This is a genomic window from Armatimonadota bacterium (assembly GCA_016789105.1).
Classification (GTDB): Bacteria; Armatimonadota; Fimbriimonadia; order Fimbriimonadales; family Fimbriimonadaceae; genus UphvI-Ar2.
Window position 1 is genome coordinate 329563 of sequence record JAEURN010000006.1, and the last position, 17499, is coordinate 347061.

Here is a 17499-nt window from a genome sequence, read left to right on the forward strand (position 1 = left end):
GCAACTAACGTTTGACGAGTTCGTACAAGTCGTCGTCGCCGACTTCGGTTTTTGTGTCCGCCATTTCCAAGAAGTACGTGTACAGTTCCTCAAAACGGGCTTCAGGGAAGCTGAACCCCAGTTCTGAGAGGCGGTGCTTTAACCCATGCCGGCCCGAACGGGCCGTCAGGATAATCTCACTTTTCTCAGCCCCGACAAGGTGGGGGTCGATGATCTCGTAGGTGGACCTTTCTTTCAGCACTCCGTCTTGGTGAATCCCGCTGCTGTGGGCATAGGCGTTGGCCCCAACCACCGCTTTGTTACGTTGCACGAGCATGCCGGTGCGGGCACTGACCAATTTTGAAACAGCAAGGAGTTTTTCGGTATGGACGGACGTCTCCAGGCCAAATTTGTCTTTGCGGATGCGCAGGGCCATCACGACCTCCTCAAGAGAGGTGTTGCCAGCTCGCTCCCCAATACCATTGACAGTGACTTCCACTTGCCGCGCCCCGCCCATGACCCCGCCCAAAGTGTTAGCGGTGGCCATACCCAAGTCGTTGTGGCAATGGCAGCTGAAAATGGCTTTGTCGCTGTTGGGCACGTTGCTGATGATGTCGGCAAATAGGCTTTGATACTCATCTGGCGTGGTGTAGCCGGTGGTGTCGGGGACGTTGATGACGGTCGCCCCGGCGGCGATCACGCTTTCGACCACTCGGTAGATGTACTCGCGCCGGGCCCGGCCCGAATCTTCCATGAAGTATTCGACATCGTCCACAAACTGCCGGGCGAGTTTCACGGCGGCAACTCCCTTTTCAAGGGCTTGGTCTTCCGTCATTTTCAGTTTGTGTTGGAGGTGGTTATCGCTGACTCCCAGCCCGGTGTGGATCCGGGGGCGCTCCGCTGGCTTAAGCGCTTCGGCCGCACACTCGATGTCCTTGCTGACGGCGCGGGTCAGGCCGCACACCGTGACCCCTTTTAGCTCGGTCGCCAATGTCTGCACGCTTTCAAAATCCCCGGGAGACGAGATCGGGAAACCCGCCTCGATGATGTTGACCCCGAGATCCACCAACGCGTGGCCGATTTCCAGCTTTTGATCCATGTTGAGGCGCACCCCCGGCGATTGCTCGCCGTCGCGCAACGTGGTGTCAAAGACATGGACTTGGTTCATGGTCAGCCTTGGGATGCCGGCGGAATATCCGGCCCGATGGACTAAGGGTACTCACAATTCCCCGAGAAATGTATGCCCAACCGGGCCTAATCCCGCTCAAGGTAAATTACGGATCTATGACGGCCATCGATGTAAACCTGACTGCGCGCGACAACCAAGTCGGCGAGCCTTGGATGTGCCGACTCTGCCGGGATTTCGATATCCGGGCCACCATCACCAAAGCCAACATCGATGCCGACTTTGGATGGATGCAGGTCAGGCTGGAAGGCCCGATCGAGGAAGTGCAGCGGGCCATCACCTGGTTGATGACTACCGGACTGCATGTCGATGCTGAACAGCGGTCGGTCGGCGCCACCCCGACAGCCTGATGGGGTACGAATCGGACCTCTTGCGCCCCTACGTCCCGCCTTGGTTTGAGGACTTTTGGTCGGAGGCGGTTCGTGAAGCAGATGAGGCCCCGCTCCAGTTCGAGTTATCTTCCCAGTCCGAATTCTTGCTCGAATCTCACACGGTCGAGGTTTTCAACTTTCGTGGGGTCGATGGCCAGATCCGCCACGGATGGGTGGCCCGCCCGCACCTTGCAGACCTGGCACCGGGATTTTTGTGGCTCGCGCCTTATTCGCGGTGGTCCATGCTCCCCAACCGTTATGGGGTTCGGGCCGGCATGGCGAGTATCAGTTTCAATTTCCACGGCGAGACCGCTTTCCACCGCGAGGAGTACCGGGTCGAGCGGGGATACATGGCCGAAGGTGTGCAGAGCCGGGACACATGGATCTTCCGCCGGATGTTCCAGGATGCGGTCGTTGTCGGCCGCATCTTCCGGCAATTGGAGAGGGTTGATCCGAACCGGGTTGCCGCAATGGGCATGAGCCAGGGCGGTGGGATCGCCATCTGGATGGGGGCGTGGGTGCCCTGGATCCGCGCGGTTGTGGCCGACGAGCCGTTTTTGGCGGGGGTTCCGTGGATCCTTGATGCCAAATACTTTCGTTACCCCCTGAAGGAATTGACCGATGTGGCCTTTTCGAGCCCTGAGGCGGAAGCGCAAGTGAGATTGACCCTTTCATACTTCGACACGGTTAACCAAGCCGCGTTTTGCGAAGTGCCGACCAGGGTGACATTGGGCTTGAAAGACCCAAGTGTTCGACCCGCTCAGGTTCGGGCCGTTTACGAGACCCTCCCCGGCATCAAGGAACTAGAGGAGATTGATTGGGGCCACGATTGGCACCCCAGGATGATTGAAGGGGCAGATGAGTTCCTGCGGGGAAAAGCCCGGTTTTTGTAGATTGAGGCAGTAGCCGCCGCCGCGGCTTGTTTGAGCAGCGAAGATGCCAGTCCAACATCCTGGTTTTCTCGAAAGATTGGGCCGGACTCGCAACCAAATCTCTCAATCCTCGTCAAAATAGTCAATATGAAAGGCGCGCTCGCACTTGTTGCCCTGCTCTCGTTTGCCCCCGCCCAAGAAGAGGTCACTCTCAAATGGAAGCCGAAGGTCGGGGAACCCGTCAATCTGCAGATGAAACTGTCGATGGCGATTACCGGGGCTGGTGATGTGGATGTCAATTTTATCGTCCATAGCAAGGTCACCAAGATGGACTCCGAAACCGTCACCACCGAAAGCAAGATCAGCGATTTCAAGCTGATGTTCAACGGCCAAGAAATGGACATGGGTGGCCAAGGCGGCCCTGACATGAGCCAGACCTCCACAATGGTTCAGAAACTCAACGGGGAGATCGTCAGCATGTCTGGCGCCGAGATGCAAGGTGGGGAACGCACCAGCCGCATGAACGCCTTTCACTGGCCGGACAAACCGGTGAAGATCGGAGACAGCTGGACCAAAGAGTGGCAAGCGGAAAAGGAAAAGCAACTCCCGCATTCAAAAGCCAAATGGACGTTAGCTGCCCACGAAATGAAGAACGGGGTTGACACCTACCGGGTCGATTACGTCTTTGCCGAAATGGATGACCCCAACGGCATCAGCGCCAGCGGGTCGGTTTGGCTGGCAACCACCGATGGAACCATCCAATATGGAACCTATCAGTTCAACAACGTCTCGTTCCAAGAAGGGATGCCGCCGACAAGTGGCACCGGCCAAATCATCCGCCTCAAGAACTAGGCTTGCACTTCAACGGGGCAGCCCCCATCGGTTGCCCCGTTTTTTTGTGTCAAAAGCCCAAGCGTCCGTTTGTATTCAGCCACGATCACGAGGCTGACTGTCATCAAAAGGCTCCAACTCACCATTTTCGTGAGGTGGACCGGTTGCCAACCTCCAGACTGGTACGGATACATCCACGCGCCAAAGAACGTCGCCAGGTTTTCTGCGATGTAGATCATCGAACCAATCAACAGGAAAGCGAGAGGCATCGGCATCCAATATCGGCAGCGGTTTACCGTGTAGTGGACTTTGCTCTTGGCAAACAGCAAAATCACGATGGCTAGCGTGATAAGACGATACTTGGGGCCATCGATCGGAATGAAGAACAACGTGTAAAGGGTGCCCGCCACGCCCCAAGTGACCCAGGCCGAAGGCCAGCCCGAGCTCCGAAGTCCGAACCTCTTCCACGCCAAACACATGAAACTGGCCACGCTGCCATGCATGAACCCGGCATAGAGGGGGGCTCCGGCAATTTTGAGGATCCCGGGTTCCGGATAGCTCCAGCTGCCTTGGTTGACTTTGTAAATCTCGAGCCCGATACCGAGAAGGTGGAAGACACCGACGACAGCCGCATCCCGCCACGTTTCGAGATTCTTCCACACCATCAATCCCTGGATCGCCAAGCAGAGGAAGAACAACAGGTCGTATCGGGCGATGCCCAATATGGGTAAAGCCTTGGTGAGGGCAAGGCACCCGACCAGCGCAAAAGGGAAGGTACACGCATGCGCGTTATTGAGGGCGAAATGCCACAAAAATCTGCCCCACTCACCCTTTGCGGGCCACGGCCGCTCCACCATTGAGGACATCAACAGACGGTGCCGGGCCGGCGTTCCCATCCGGGATGGAGCCCGGGCCGTCTGGGATCAAAACCGCAAGGGGCCGCCAGCTTTGTACACCGCTTCCGCTAGCAATCCCGATTCCTGTGGGAAGGGGGCGGGGATGGCCACAGATTCCCCGGTGAGCTCGGCATATTTGGCCGCGCCAGCGGCATTGGCCCAATTGGCAAACCTCCGGTGGGCCGCCTGGCCGAGTTCGCCAGTTTTGGCTGCGCGGAGCCGGGCAGATTGTTCGGCATAGCACAGCAGAGTCAAATCGCTAATCGCGCCGAGCACTTCTTGGTCTTTGCCAAACCTCTTATAGGCTTTGCCCGTGAGATCATTGAGGAAGGAATCACCCGATGCCTCCAGCGAGCATTTGCCCTCATTGGCCCGGCGGACCATCCGGTCGGCTAGGAAGATCCGGTTGATCTCGTTCGTCCCTTCGTAAATCCGGCTTACCCGCGCATCCCGGTAGATCCGGGCAACGGGGAACTCTTCAGTAAAGCCATACCCCCCATAAACCTGAATGCATTCGTCAACGATTTTTGCCTCCAATTCGGTCGCCAAAATTTTGCAGGCGCTGCATTCGACGGCAAACTCTTCGGCAGCGAGCCGGTTTTGGTCGAGGGAGCCGTCGCTTTTGTCGAACGCGGCATCGATGTTTGCTCCGGTGCGGTAAAGGACAGACTCGATGGCAAAATAGAAGGCCGCCATGTCGGCGAATTTGGCGCGGATAAGGCCGAAATCGGCAATCGGTTGCCCAAACTGCTTCCGGTCTAAGGCATAGGCCGCGGCGTGGCCCATGGCTTGGCGCGCAGGGCCAGCCGACATTGCCCCCAGTTTGAAACGGCCAATGTTCAGAGCGTTGAAAGCCACATGGTGCCCTTTGCCAGGTAGGTAAAGCAGGTTTTCTTTGGGGACGACGGCGTTTTCGAGAACCAACCTCGCCGTCGAAGAACCTTTAAGGCCCATTTTGTGCTCCTCGCGGGCAATGCTAACGCCGGGGAACCCCTTTTCGACCAAGAATGCCGAAACATGCTCCCCGTCGATCTTGGCCATCACCAAAAAGAAATCCGCCCACTTGGCGTTGCTGATCCACATCTTGGTGCCATTCAGAACGTAATGGTCGCCTTTGTCTTCGGCGCGAGTGGACATGCTGAGGGCATCCGAACCCGAGTTCGGTTCGCTGAGGGCGTAGGCCCCGATCCACTCCCCACCCGTGAGCCGGGGAAGGTATTTCTGCTTTTGCTCTTCGGAACCGAAGGCGATGAGGCCGAAAAGCGATATCCCACTCGTGATGCCGACCGTGACGCTAAAAGAGGCGTCCATGCTCAGGAACTCGAGGATCCGGGCAGCCACGTTCTTCCCGAGCCCCAACCCCCCATAGGCTTCGGGGGCGTCGATTCCGCAAAAGCCCAGTTGGCCTGCCTTCCGGATCAATGACGGCATCAGGCCATCTTCTTGTTTTTCAAGCCGCTCGACCAAGGGCAAAACTTCCTTTCGGCTGAAGTCTTCGGCCATCTGGACCATCAACTGCTCATCGGATCCAAAGTCCTCCGGCGAAAAGGCCGAGCCCGGCGTTTGGGAAAGGAAAGAGCCACCATGCTCCGTCGATCCAGAGACCATCATGGAACAGATTATACGGCCCGGGGCAATCGCTACCTGGCCGACTTGGGCGGCGGCTGTACACCGACCTTCACAAACACCAGCGGGTCGTTGTTGTCTTCCATCAACTCCGTCCCGTCGGAACTGACCGAGAAGGCATTTGTTTCTTTGCTCTCTTTGTCGGTCAACAGCAACTTGCCATCTTTAAGTTGCCAGCCTCCGGTACTTTCTTCTTTGTCGATGACAAGGCGGAAAAATCCTTTGTCGATCACAAGGAGGGGCAGGTTGTCCAGCCCGCCGGACTCGGCCACTTCATCGGGAGTCGCTTTTAAGCGGTAACTCCCGATGAGCTTGTCGGCATCGGAAAACTTCGCCGGAGATTCGGGCTCGGTCGCTGATTGGCAACCGGCCAGAAACAACACCAACAATGAGAGGAGCGCGCCTCGTTTGGCCACAGGTTCATTCTACACGGCAAGTAGAATTAGCATGTGGATGGCGTGACAGGATGGGCTGAAACCATTGCGGCCTGCATCACGCCGCCTGGACGGGGGGCGGTGGCGGTGGTTCGGGTCAGCGGCCCAAACGCCTTTAGTGTCGCGCGGCGGGTTGCCCCATTCATCGGTGAAGTAACAAGACACGCTTACTACGGGAGGTTCGCGACCGGGGATGACGGGCTTTGCACGTTGTTTGCCGAGGGTGCCAGCTTCACCGGCGAGCCCACGGCCGAAATCAGTGGGCACGGCTCCCCGGTTTGCGTGGCCCAATTGCTCGAATCCTGCTACGCATCGGGGGCCAGGCCTGCAAAGCCCGGCGAGTTCACGCTCCGGGCGTTCCTCAACGGTCAAATCGACCTTGCCCAAGCTGAAGGGATCCGCGAGACCATCGAAGCCGTATCCGCCCGGCAACTTGACCAAGCCAACCGGCTGCGCCAAGGCCGCTTGGCGTCCGAACTCGCCCCTGTCGTCGAAGCGCTGCGGCACACGCTCACAACGGTTGAGGCTTCGACAGATTTCAGCGAGGAGATTGGCGAACTTACCGAAGCGCAGAGGACTGGGGCCCTGGTCCAAGCCCTTTCAGATATCGACCGGTTCTTAGCGACGGAGGATTTGGCGAGGCGGATCAAATCGGGGGCCCTCGTCGTCCTGGCTGGGCAGCCGAATGCCGGCAAAAGTTCACTGTTGAACGCCTTGCTCAAATCCGACCGAGCCATTGTCAACCCGATTGCCGGGACAACCCGCGATACGATTGAAGAACAAATGGAGTTGGATGGCATTCCGATCCGTTTGGTGGATACTGCGGGGCTCAGAAACTCTCAAGATGAAGTCGAGCAATCGGGCATCGATCGGACATGGCAGGCCGTGCGCGAAGCGGATTTGGTGCTTTACCTGTACGATGCGGATTCCGGTTGGCAAGAAGCAGATTCGGAGAATGTGGGCGGCCTGGCCAGCACGCACGAAATCGTGGCGACCAAATCCGACCTCGCAACGGGTGGCCGGGGCCTGCCAGTCTCATCGGTGACCGGCGACGGCTTGGCGGATCTCGTCGCGCTGATCCGCAGATCGATTGTCGACAGTGGCGTTGAACCGCCATCGCTTGTCGAGCGGCACTATGCCGTGATGCGCGAAGTACGGGATCTTGCCCAAGAATCGCTCGCCACTTTACGCAGTGAAAGCATCCCGGACGACTTGGCCGCCGTCACCCTGCGTTCAGCCCTCCGAAAACTCGGGGAAATCACCGGCGAATCCGCCCCGGCTGATGTGCTGGAGCGGATATTCAGCCAGTTTTGCATCGGCAAATAACCCTAGATCTCTCGCGAGTAAGAGTTCCACACCCAATAGGGCCGGAACCCGAGCTCGTAATTGAGTTGGAGCATCGGGTTATTTTCCTCGTTGTCACAGGTGATTTGGATTCCGCCTGCATCTTTGGCCAATTGGAAGTTGATGGCCTTGAGAGCCTTTGCAATCCCCCGCCTGCGGTAATTCCGGTCGACGCCAGTCAGCCCTGTCCAATAGTAGTCTGGCGCATCTTCGTTGCGGAACAGCATGGAGGTTGCAACAAGAAAGTCGCCGTCGGCGGCAATTTGGATGGTGGCAAACGAAGCCCGTTGGACTTCGAACTGTTTGACGAACGACTCCAATGGCTCGCCGGTGAACTCATAGGGCAGGGGGACATCCCGGGTAAGCCGCAGATCCAACTCATGGTAGCGGGCCCAACCGCCGGCAGGATCTTCCGCTAACAGGTCTTGCAGAGAGAGAACCCGAAGGTCTGAGGCTTTGAGCGATGCGATGGCCGGTTGGAACGCATCCAGATCCAGTTGATCGAGCTTCAGGATGGATTCGGGGTTGGCTTGGTCGAACTTGAATCCACTTTCTAGCAAGGAATCATGGAACGCCCCATAGTGGGTGGGAGCCCACGTGTTGACCTTTTTCCCTCCTGAATCTCGGATGGCTTCCAACGCAAACCCGATCATGGCATCGCATCCCGGTCGGTCCAATCCACGGGGTAGGTTCGGCCAGAACTGGTAGAGGGTGAGGTCGCCGGACCAGTAGGTCGGCATGATGCCAAAATCGCCGACTGCGACGCCATCTTGAATCACCAAGAACCGTTGGATGGCGTGCGGGCGCGCCGCATCTTCTTGTTTGGTGCGGGCAAGCGTGGAAGCGCGGTCGGGCCGGTCTTCGGCATTGAGGTCCAGATAGGTTTGAAGTTCCGCGTCCGTTTCGACGCGTTGAAATCGAATGTTCGTTGGGTTTTCCATAGCGGTGCCGCGCAGAGCCTTCGGGCGTACTGCGGCCAGGTTCAGTCAAAAGATGGGAGTCAGCGTAGCGAGTGATGCGCTACGGGATTCGGGAAAGGGAGGCGTATTTATTCATGCGGCATACCTCCGATGGCGGAATTCGGAAATTATATCCGATGGGTCTGCCCTTGGCAAGCAGGCCCAGGAAGAGACTCAACCAGGGCTCAGCGGATGCTGCCGGCGGTGAACCAGACGATCCAGATTAGGGCATAGGCGGCCGAGCCGGCAAGGGCGGCACGTCGGACAAAAACTTGGTGGGTTTGGTAGTAGCGGGCCATGACGGCATAAGCCAACAGCAGGGTCATCCCCTTGACGGCGGCAAAAAGCCATTCGCTTCGCTCGATAACCGGGCGCATGATCGGATTCAATTCGACAATCAGTCCCCGGCTGTGCAAAACGGCAGTGACGACCAGATCAATAAAGCCAATGGCCATCAACAGGATCAGGGCCCGGGAGGGGAACACCTTGTCCCACTCGATCACACCAGTTCGCATCTCGGATTGCATGTTCGTTCTCGCGCATTGACAACGAATCGTGGATGGCTTGGATCAAGGCATCCTGCAACTTTCTCGCTTCGGCGGCGGTTGTGGTGTAGTGGTTCATCATGATGCTGAACACCACCGTTTTCCCGCCGGGGAGGCCAAGAAAGCCGGACAGGCATGAAACCGAATCCAGCGTTCCCGTCTTCGCGGTCACATCCAACCCGGTCAGCCTGACCCTCATCGTGCCTTCGCCGCTGTGGGCCATGGCTCGGATGAAGTCATCCCGGTAGGGTTGTGAATAAGCGTGGCGCAACAACTGTGCCAACGCAAAGGGAGTCGCGAGATTATGCCGGCTCATTCCACTGCCGTCCTCTGGCCGTATGGCCCCGGGACGCAGCTGTAACAGGTTTGTGTGGTACTCCGCCATAGATTTGGCGGCATCGGGCCAGTTCCCCTTGCCGCTTCCGGAGAGCAACAAGCTTTCGGCTAGCAGGTTGTCGGAAGGTTCCAGGCAGAGCCGGGCGTAGTCCCTCAGGGGCACGCTCAGGATCTCAGCATCGGGCTCGCGGTCTGGCACCTTTTGCGTTGGGACAAACTGCATTCCCAGGATGCGAGAAGCGGCTAGGTCGGGGTCGCGGAGGGCGAATGTGGCCAAGACCCCCGGTTTTTCGTCGATATTCCCGCGGATCGTCACCTCCGCATGGGTGCGGTCATATTCCACGGTGGCCGGCAGGGCCCCGCCGATGTGCCGGATCGTCACGCCGCACCAATCGGGAACTGTCGGGATGCCTCCGGAGATGCTGACGTCGAACTGCGCTCGGTCAACGCTAAAAGCCGTGCAAGCCGGTGCATACCGGAACGGCTTGTCGTCGTCTTCCCAACTCGGGCCGAAATCGAACCGGTATGCCTGGCGGACATGAACCACGCCCCTCCCCGAGACGCCAAGCCTTCGTTTGACATCAAACAACTGGCTTGATGTCATCGTTTGGTCGCCTGGCGCATCGACCCACACGTCGTCGCCATCTCGCCAAAATCGGGTCCGGAACCGGAAGTCGGAGCCCAACCGGTCGAAAGCCAAAACCGAACTCAAAATCTTTTCATTGCTGGCCGGGACGAACCGGGTGTCCGCCATTCGGCTATAGAGCACTTTGCCATCTGGTTGGCAAATGTAGATTCCCACCATCGTTCCATTTTCGACTTCGGCTTGAATCAGGGAATCGATGGCCATCCCCAAATCGGGTGCCGGGGCGGGCGCACGGAGGCCGATCAACGAGGCCAGAAGCACCGGGACGACCATTCCCCAAAGTTACCCGCCAAGCCAGGTACCGCGGGGAGCCTGCGGGTAAGCCGGGCCTGAATTCATCGAGAAACTCAAACTTCGAGCGGCTCTTGGCCCTCTTGGGTCTGCCGCGCGGCGATTTGCTCGCTGTAAAGCTTTGCGTAGAGCCCGCCAGCTGCCAGCAAGTCGGAGTGTTTGCCCGATTCGACGATCCGCCCATTTTCCAACACCAAGATTTGGTCGGCATGCAGGATGGTGCTCAGGCGGTGGGCAATCGCAAACGTCGTGCGGCCCGCCATGAGGGTGGCCAGAGAATCTTGGATGAGCCTTTCTGAACGGGTGTCCAAAGCGGAAGTCGCCTCATCTAGAATCAGGATCTTAGGGTTCTTCAGAATCGCGCGGGCAATTGCCAGACGCTGTTTCTCACCGCCGCTGAGCTTGTAGCCCCGCTCACCGACGATGGTCTCGTATCCGTTTTCAAGACTTGCCACGTGGTCGTGGATGGCCGCGAGTTTGCAGGCTTCTTCCAGTTCAGATTGAGTCGCATTCGGTTTGGCGACCCGCAGGTTCTCGGCAACCGTCGTGTGCATCAAGTAAGTTTCTTGCGTGACGGCGCCGACCACTTTGGCCAAGTCGTCGAGCTTAATATCCTTGACATTTTTCCCGTCGATCAGGACTTCGCCGGAATCCGCATCGTAAAGCCGGGGAATCAGATAGGTCAGCGTTGTTTTTCCCGCACCGGATGGACCGACCAAGGCGATGAGTTGGCCTGGTTCGGCTCGGAAGCTGATGTCCGAAAGCGTGTCGCGGTCAGACTCCAGGTCATATTTGAACCCGACATTCCGGAACTCAACCGCGCCCGGGGTGTCGGAGGAGATTGACGCCGCATTGGGCTTGTCTTTGATGTCCAACGGGTAATCGGTGTACTCGAAAATCCGTTCGAACAAGGCAAATGACTTCATGATTTCGATCTGCGCGCCAAAAAGCGCCGTCATCGGGAAGTACAGCCGAATTTGCAAACCCGTAAAGGCCACTAGGAGGCCGATCGTGATGTATTTATCCCCCTGCTTGATCAGCAGCCATCCGGCCAACAGATAAACGAGGGCCGGCGCCACTTGCGTGATCAACCGGATCATGCCGAAAAAGATGTACTGAATGACCGACGCTTTCACCTGCCAACCTGCAAGCTTCTGGTTTTCAGTATCGAATCGCTCCGAAAGCGTGTGGTGTTGGCCGACGGCCTTGGTCAACAAAATCCCGGAAACCGATAGGGTCTCCTGCATCATGGCGTTCAACTCGGCGGTTTGCTCCTGGGTGCCTTTGCTGACGTTGCGGGCAAAGTCCCCAACCGACTTACCAATCACCATGAACAAGGGCACCAGCACGATACTAAGCAGCGTGAGACGCCAATCCATCACCACCATTGCGATCAACGTGCTGATGACGATCCCGATGTTGCTGATTTGGTCGACCAGCGTGTTGCTGACCACCGTTTGCACTCCCTGCACATCGCTGATCAGTCGCGTTTGAATTTCACCCGTGCGTGCATTGGTGAAAAACCGCAACGACATCTTTTGCAAGTGGTCAAAGAGTTGTTGTCGCAGATCGCACATGATGCGTTGGCCAACAACCACGCCCCAATAGCCGTAAAGGAGAGTCATGCCGGCACCGGCCAGCACGGAAATCAGAATGTAGGCGGAATATTCGCCTATGATGGGGAAGTTCTTTTGGGCGATCCCCACATCGATAACCGTCTTGATCAAATACGGCGGCACGATGCCCAAAACCACCCCGAGCAAAACGGCCCCGCACGTCAGCCAAACCATCTTGGCGTGCGGTTTGAACAGACCGATGATCCGCCGAATCATGGCCCGGTCCAACTGCTTCTTGTCGGCGGTTTCTTCCACTAAGTTGCAGGATACCGCTGGTCAAAAGGCAAGCCAGGAGACTCGGTCCGTCCGCCGGTTGATTGCCGTTCCAACATGCCCGACAATAAAAAAGGGGCCAGGATCGTCACTTGCGCTTTGATCCTGACCCCGCTTGCGGAGTTACTTGCCGGTGTCGATGTCTCCAGCCGACAACTGCTGCTGGGCGGCATCCTGCTCAGACTTTTCCTTGCTTTGGGGTGCCTCGGAAGATGCCGAGCACCCCGCAAGGGCAAGGATGGCGGCCGCCAAGGCGATTGCTCCCAGTTTTAGTTTGTCCAAGTCCTGGCCCAGCCTTTGTTCGTCGCCGCGCTACCACTCCAAGACGGCGTGTTGTAACCGACCGGATAGAGGGTGCTGGTGGTGACGACCTTGACATGGGAGTCTGCGTAGCTGACAGCCGTCTTGGCGCCGCAGAGCAGCCTCATGATGTTGCCCGGTGCCGTAGAAGCGGTGTTGGCTTCGTTGGTGATCGGGGTTTTGCCAGACATGTCATAGGGGCCGTAAACCCCGATGTTCCGAGGGTCGCCACCCGGGAACGCCGTCCGGTACTGGGGCGGGCGGCTCAGCTGGGCACCGTCAGAAAAGACGATGGTCGACGCCACATCTTGCAATCCGGTCGAAGAGGCCGGATAGTTGTAAGCGGTGTCAGCGAACTCGCCATATTGGGCAACCGTGCGCGTTCCGCAACTTGCCGGAGGAACCGGTTGCGCACAGGTGGAAAATCCACCGAGCGACCAGTAGTTGTACGCCCAAGTGTTGCTGATGTTGGACAACAGCTCTTTGGACATCGGGCTGGCCCAAACTCCGTTCAATTCACCGGTTGTGGTGTTGACCCCGTTCTTGATATACGGGTTGATCAAACCGGGATACATGTATTGAAGGCTGAACAAAGTCGCTGAATTGGCCATGCTCGCCGACCAGACGGGGAGGACATCGTCGTAGTCACCCATGTAGAGCTGGGTTGCGGTGCCAATGTTTTTGAGGTTCGAAATAGATTGCGTCTTCTTGGCTGCCACCTTGGCCTGGGCGAAGACAGGGAAGAGGATCGCCGCCAGGATGGCGATGATCGCGATCACGACCAGCAGTTCAATGAGTGTAAATGCATGTTTCCGCATAGGAATCCCCCTGGCACAATTCGGGCCTAGGTTGGTTGACTTTATCACAAAACCCGCCCAACTGTCTCTAAACAGTTCGGATTTGACTCAAATGCTGGCGTCATCCCCGGCATGGTTCACCGGGGAATTTGCTCCTCGTCATTCGAACGGATAGGGCGGCAGCATATTGGCGATCGGCTTGTCCGACCGGTATCCCAGCGCATATTCCGCCTGGACGAGCGTGTGGATCTCGTGGGTGCCTTCGTAGATCATGGCCCCTCGCGAGTTGCGGAAGTACCGCTCAACCGGGAATTCGTCGCTAAATCCGTATGCCCCGTGAACCTCAATGGCCTTGTTCGCCGCATCAAAAGCCGCTTCGCAGTTCACCCATTTGGCCATGCTGACTTCCCGGGTGTGGCGTTGGCCGGTGTTCTTCATCCAGCCGACCTGATAGTAGAGCAAGCGCCCGATGTCGCGTCCCCGGGCCATGCTGGCAATGAGCTGCTGGACGAGTTGTTTCTTGCCGATCACCTCTTCGCCGACTTTACGCTCATTGGCGTACTTGACGCAGGCTTCCAGCGAAGCGGTGATGATGCCGACGGCACCGGCCGCGACGGTATACCGTCCGTGATCCAGCGCCGACATGGCAACTTTGAACCCGTCACCTTCGGCTCCGATCATGTCGGATGCCGGAACCCGCACATTTTCAAAGAAGATTTCTCCTGTGTTGCCGGCCCGCACTCCGAGCTTGCCTTTCAGTGGCCGGCTACTGAACCCCGCGGCTTCCCGGGGGATGATAAATGCCGCATAGGGCGCTTTGGCTTCGGTTTCGGCCAGCTTTGTGATCACCAAGAAGTGGGTGGCATAGTCGGCAAGGCTGATCCAGGTTTTTGAACCGTTGATCACGTAGTGGTCCCCATCCATGCGCGCCGTTGTTTTGATGTTCACGGCGTCGGAACCGGCATTGGGTTCCGTCAGCCCGAACGCCCCAAGGTGCTCGCCCGAGGCCAGCTTGGGAAGCCAACGCTGCTTTTGTTCTTCGGTGCCCCATTGCATCAACGTCATGCAGTGGAGCCCGCTGTGGACGCTCATTGCGACGCGGGCCGAGGTGTCGGCCTTTTCTAACTCCTCGCACACGATCCCAAGGGAAATGTAATCGGTGTCGGTCCCCCCGTATTTTGCCGGGATGGAGATCCCTAACAAACCGGCCTCGCCCATTTTCTTAAGTGTCTCAGGATTGGAAGTGTGGGCTCGGTCGAGTTCGCGAACCGTCGGGAGGATATGTTGTTCGGCAAATTTCGAAGCCGATTCCCGAATCAATTCGTGCTCTTGCGTCAGGGCAAAGTCCATGGTTTGGAGTGTACGGGCTTTGGGGAACCGTCCCATGGACACCCCATTTGGCATAACTCCCGTTCGACCCAGGGCATATCTCAACCGAGGTTGTTTCCGCCGGCAATGAAATTTCGGCACTCCCCGCATTCGGATTAAGTAAAGTCACCGGTATGGTTCTCACCCGAGCTCGCCAGGCCCTGTTCTTGGCCCTGGCTTTATCTGCTTCGGCCGCATTGGCGCAAACCGATCTGTGGGCCCCCCAGTTGCAGGCCCTCAAACCCCGCAACATTGGCCCGACATCGATGGGGGGGCGCACGGTCAACCTCGCCGTGTACGAAAAAGACCCCAGGATCTTCTACGTGGCAACGGCCGGGGGAGGGCTCTGGAAAACCACCAGTGCCGGCACGACGTTCAAGCCGGTTTTCCAATATGAAAGCTCGGTCGCCCTGGGCGCAGTCACGGTGGATCAAGAAGACCCGAACACCGTGTATGTCGGTACCGGGGAAGAGAACAGCCGGAACTCCACCAGTTGGGGCGACGGCGTCTACCGATCCAAAGATGGTGGGCTGACTTGGCAGCACCTTGGCCTTGCCAAGACCCGCCAAATCTCGTCGATCCGCATCAACCCAAAAAGCAAAGACATCCTCTACGTCGGCGCACTCGGCGATCTCTGGGGGCCGAGCGAAGACCGCGGGGTTTACAAATCTACGGACGGCGGCAAGAGCTGGAACAAAGTGCTTGCCGGCGCCAACAACATGACGGGATGCATCGAGCTGCTGATGGATCCGCGGAACCCCGATGTCCTTATTGCCGCCATGTGGGAAAAATCACGGACCGCCTACAGTTTTTCCAGCGGCGGGCCGGGGAGCGGCCTCTTCAAATCAACCGATGGGGGGAAGACCTGGAAAAAAATCACCAAGGGCTTGCCTGCCAGCACAACGGGTCGGATCGGCATCTCCAGGTTTGCCGCAAAACCAGATGTCTTGATCGCTTCTGTTGAAAGCCAAGACGACCGCGGGATCTACAAGTCCACTGACAACGGGGAAAGCTGGACCTTCCTCAACAACCTCAACCCGCGACCGTTCTATTTCAGCACCCCGATGATCGACCCGGTCGACGAAAACCGGATCTACCTTCCGGCTGTGAACTTCCACTACTCCGACGACGGCGGAAAAACGTGGAAAGTGATGCAATCGGACATCCACGTCGATTACCACACAATCTGGGTCAACCCGAAAGACAACAATACGATCTTAGTCGGTGAAGACGGCGGCTTGGCGGTCACCCGCGACCGCGGAGAGACCTGGGAACACCTTAACAACTTGCCGATCGGCCAATTCTATGCCGTGACGGCCGATATGCGCCGCCCCTATTACGTCTACGGCGGATTGCAAGACAATGGCACTTGGGGCGGCCCGACCCAAACCGACAAGGGCACCGTCACATTCGCCGATTGGCGGTTCATTCTGGGCGGCGACGGGTTCCACGCCCAAGTCGACCCCAGCGACTGGAGGATCCTCTATTGCGAAAGCCAAGGAGGGGCCATTTCGCGACAGAACCTGGAGACTGGGGAGCAGGCGTTCATTCGGCCCCGTGCCCCCCAAGGCGAAACCTACCGGTTCAACTGGTCGGCACCAATCCTGCTGAGCCCGCACAACCCCAAAACGATCTGGTTCGGGGGTAACAAGTTGTTCAAGAGCGTCAATATGGGCGATTCGTGGATCGAAGCCAGCCCAGACCTCACCACCAACAATCCGGCCAAGATCGGTGTCAAAGCCGGCGTGAGCCCGGAAAGCACCGGGGCAGAAAACCACTGCACGATCATCACGATCGGGGAATCCCCGATGAAGCCAGGCGTCGTATGGGTCGGAACCGACGACGGCAACGTTCAACTCACCCAAGACGACGGCAAGAACTGGGAAAAGATCACCGTGCCGGGCGTGCCGGAGTTCACCTGGGTCAGCCGCGTCATGCCCTCGCGCTATGTCCTCGGCCGGTGCTATGTCACATTCGACGGGCATCGCAACAACGACTACTCCAGCTATGTCTTCGTGACGGAAGACTTCGGCAAAACTTGGAAGAAGCTCAGTGACAGCTTGGGCGAAAACCGGGTCGCCTACACGATCGTCGAAGGACGGCAAAACTCAAACCTCCTTTTCCTCGGTACAGAAATGGGCCTGTTTGCCAGCCTGGATCGGGGTGAGAACTGGACACCGATCCATAAAGCCGTTGGATTCCCAACCGTGAGGGTCGATGACTTGCTCATCCACCCGCGCGAGCTTGACCTGATCGTCGCCACCCACGGCCGCTCGTTCTGGACAATCCCCGTCGGGGCCTTGGAACAACTGACCAAGGAAAACCTGGATAAGGACGTGTACCTTTGCAAGCCGGCCGACGCCTACAGCTTTGGCCGTGTCTTTGACGGTTGGTTTGAAGGGAACCGGATCTGGGGCAGCCCCAACACCCAACCCGGAACATCGGTCTACTACCACCTGAAAGCGGCAACCGATCAGAAGGTGGAAGTGACCATCACGACCGTGGATGGGCAAGAACTAGCTCGACTCAGCGGGACCGGCAAGCAGGGCCTGAATGCCGTGGATTGGCAAGCTCGGGGTCGGCGTGGCGTCACGCTCGTCACCGGAGACTATTTGGTGACCCTCAAAATCGGTGATCAAGAGTACAAGACCACCCTCCGTTACGAAGACCTTTCCAGCCGAGCCAAGGGGTAACGCGCAAAAATTGGATCGGGCCGCCGCACTAATTATGCGGCGGCCCGATTTTATTCAGCATGCAAGGGAACACCGTGCTTCAGTTCTAATTTGTCATAATATTGATTATCAGAAAATAGGAATCCGCTTCCCCGGG

General features: G+C 57.8%; 16 protein-coding genes. 5 read left to right on the plus strand and 11 right to left on the minus strand.

The window, feature by feature from the left end:
* Positions 1-4 precede the first annotated feature (4 nt).
* Positions 5-1147: a 2-isopropylmalate synthase gene (locus tag JNM28_07290; GenBank protein MBL8068237.1), complete on the minus strand. Its 1143-nt coding sequence runs from the start codon at positions 1145-1147 to the stop codon at positions 5-7.
* Between the two features lie 116 nt (positions 1148-1263).
* On the opposite strand from JNM28_07290, the gene JNM28_07295 reads away from it, so the two are divergent.
* The 3 genes from JNM28_07295 (at position 1264) to JNM28_07305 (ending at position 3260) form a co-directional block, all read left to right on the plus strand.
* Positions 1264-1515, plus strand: coding sequence for an NIL domain-containing protein (locus tag JNM28_07295; GenBank protein MBL8068238.1), 252 nt, complete (start codon positions 1264-1266; stop codon positions 1513-1515).
* Positions 1515-2429, plus strand: coding sequence for an acetylxylan esterase (locus JNM28_07300; protein MBL8068239.1), 915 nt, complete (start codon positions 1515-1517; stop codon positions 2427-2429). Before JNM28_07295 ends, JNM28_07300 begins: the two co-directional genes overlap by 1 nt.
* Positions 2430-2555: 126 nt before the next feature.
* Positions 2556-3260, plus strand: coding sequence for a hypothetical protein (locus tag JNM28_07305; GenBank protein ID MBL8068240.1), 705 nt, complete (start codon positions 2556-2558; stop codon positions 3258-3260).
* Here the strand turns inward: JNM28_07305 and JNM28_07310 are convergent.
* Genes JNM28_07310 through JNM28_07320 form a run of 3 tightly spaced genes read right to left on the minus strand, consistent with a single transcriptional unit; the run spans position 3257 to position 6177 of the window.
* Positions 3257-4105 carry a DUF817 domain-containing protein gene (locus JNM28_07310; GenBank protein MBL8068241.1) on the minus strand — a complete coding sequence of 283 codons (849 nt, stop codon included), beginning with the start codon at positions 4103-4105 and terminating at the stop codon, positions 3257-3259. The two genes, JNM28_07305 and JNM28_07310, sit on opposite strands and share 4 nt — an antisense overlap.
* Positions 4106-4162: 57 nt before the next feature.
* Positions 4163-5746: an acyl-CoA dehydrogenase family protein gene (locus JNM28_07315; GenBank protein MBL8068242.1), complete on the minus strand. Its 1584-nt coding sequence runs from the start codon at positions 5744-5746 to the stop codon at positions 4163-4165.
* A gap of 29 nt (positions 5747-5775) precedes the next feature.
* Complete coding sequence (locus JNM28_07320; GenBank protein MBL8068243.1) at positions 5776-6177, minus strand: hypothetical protein; 402 nt, start codon at positions 6175-6177, stop codon at positions 5776-5778.
* Between the two features lie 33 nt (positions 6178-6210).
* Here JNM28_07320 and mnmE point away from each other — a divergent pair, with 33 nt between their 5' ends.
* The gene (gene mnmE / locus JNM28_07325) at positions 6211-7521 is read left to right on the plus strand and encodes a tRNA uridine-5-carboxymethylaminomethyl(34) synthesis GTPase MnmE (protein MBL8068244.1); all 1311 of its coding nucleotides are present in this window, start codon (positions 6211-6213) and stop codon (positions 7519-7521) included.
* Positions 7522-7523: 2 nt separating this feature from the next.
* Here mnmE and JNM28_07330 read toward each other — a convergent pair whose 3' ends face one another.
* The 7 genes from JNM28_07330 to JNM28_07360 form a co-directional block, all read right to left on the minus strand.
* Entirely contained in the window at positions 7524-8480 is a 957-nt protein-coding gene (locus tag JNM28_07330; GenBank protein ID MBL8068245.1) for a GNAT family N-acetyltransferase, read from the minus strand.
* Positions 8481-8683: 203 nt separating this feature from the next.
* Positions 8684-8953: a hypothetical protein gene (locus JNM28_07335; GenBank protein ID MBL8068246.1), complete on the minus strand. Its 270-nt coding sequence runs from the start codon at positions 8951-8953 to the stop codon at positions 8684-8686.
* Entirely contained in the window at positions 8934-10298 is a 1365-nt protein-coding gene (locus JNM28_07340) for a D-alanyl-D-alanine carboxypeptidase (GenBank protein MBL8068247.1), read from the minus strand. The genes JNM28_07335 and JNM28_07340 overlap by 20 nt, the downstream gene beginning before the upstream one ends.
* Before the next feature lie 74 nt (positions 10299-10372).
* Positions 10373-12187: an ABC transporter ATP-binding protein gene (locus tag JNM28_07345; protein ID MBL8068248.1), complete on the minus strand. Its 1815-nt coding sequence runs from the start codon at positions 12185-12187 to the stop codon at positions 10373-10375.
* 141 nt (positions 12188-12328) lie between these two features.
* Positions 12329-12487, minus strand: coding sequence for a hypothetical protein (locus JNM28_07350; protein MBL8068249.1), 159 nt, complete (start codon positions 12485-12487; stop codon positions 12329-12331).
* Positions 12475-13323 carry a prepilin-type N-terminal cleavage/methylation domain-containing protein gene (locus JNM28_07355; GenBank protein MBL8068250.1) on the minus strand — a complete coding sequence of 283 codons (849 nt, stop codon included), beginning with the start codon at positions 13321-13323 and terminating at the stop codon, positions 12475-12477. The genes JNM28_07350 and JNM28_07355 overlap by 13 nt, the downstream gene beginning before the upstream one ends.
* Positions 13324-13461: 138 nt before the next feature.
* Positions 13462-14652, minus strand: a complete 1191-nt coding sequence (locus JNM28_07360; GenBank protein ID MBL8068251.1) for an acyl-CoA dehydrogenase family protein — start codon at positions 14650-14652, stop codon at positions 13462-13464.
* A gap of 152 nt (positions 14653-14804) precedes the next feature.
* On the opposite strand from JNM28_07360, the gene JNM28_07365 reads away from it, so the two are divergent.
* Complete coding sequence (locus JNM28_07365; protein ID MBL8068252.1) at positions 14805-17363, plus strand: hypothetical protein; 2559 nt, start codon at positions 14805-14807, stop codon at positions 17361-17363.
* The last annotated feature ends 136 nt before the right edge of the window (positions 17364-17499 follow it).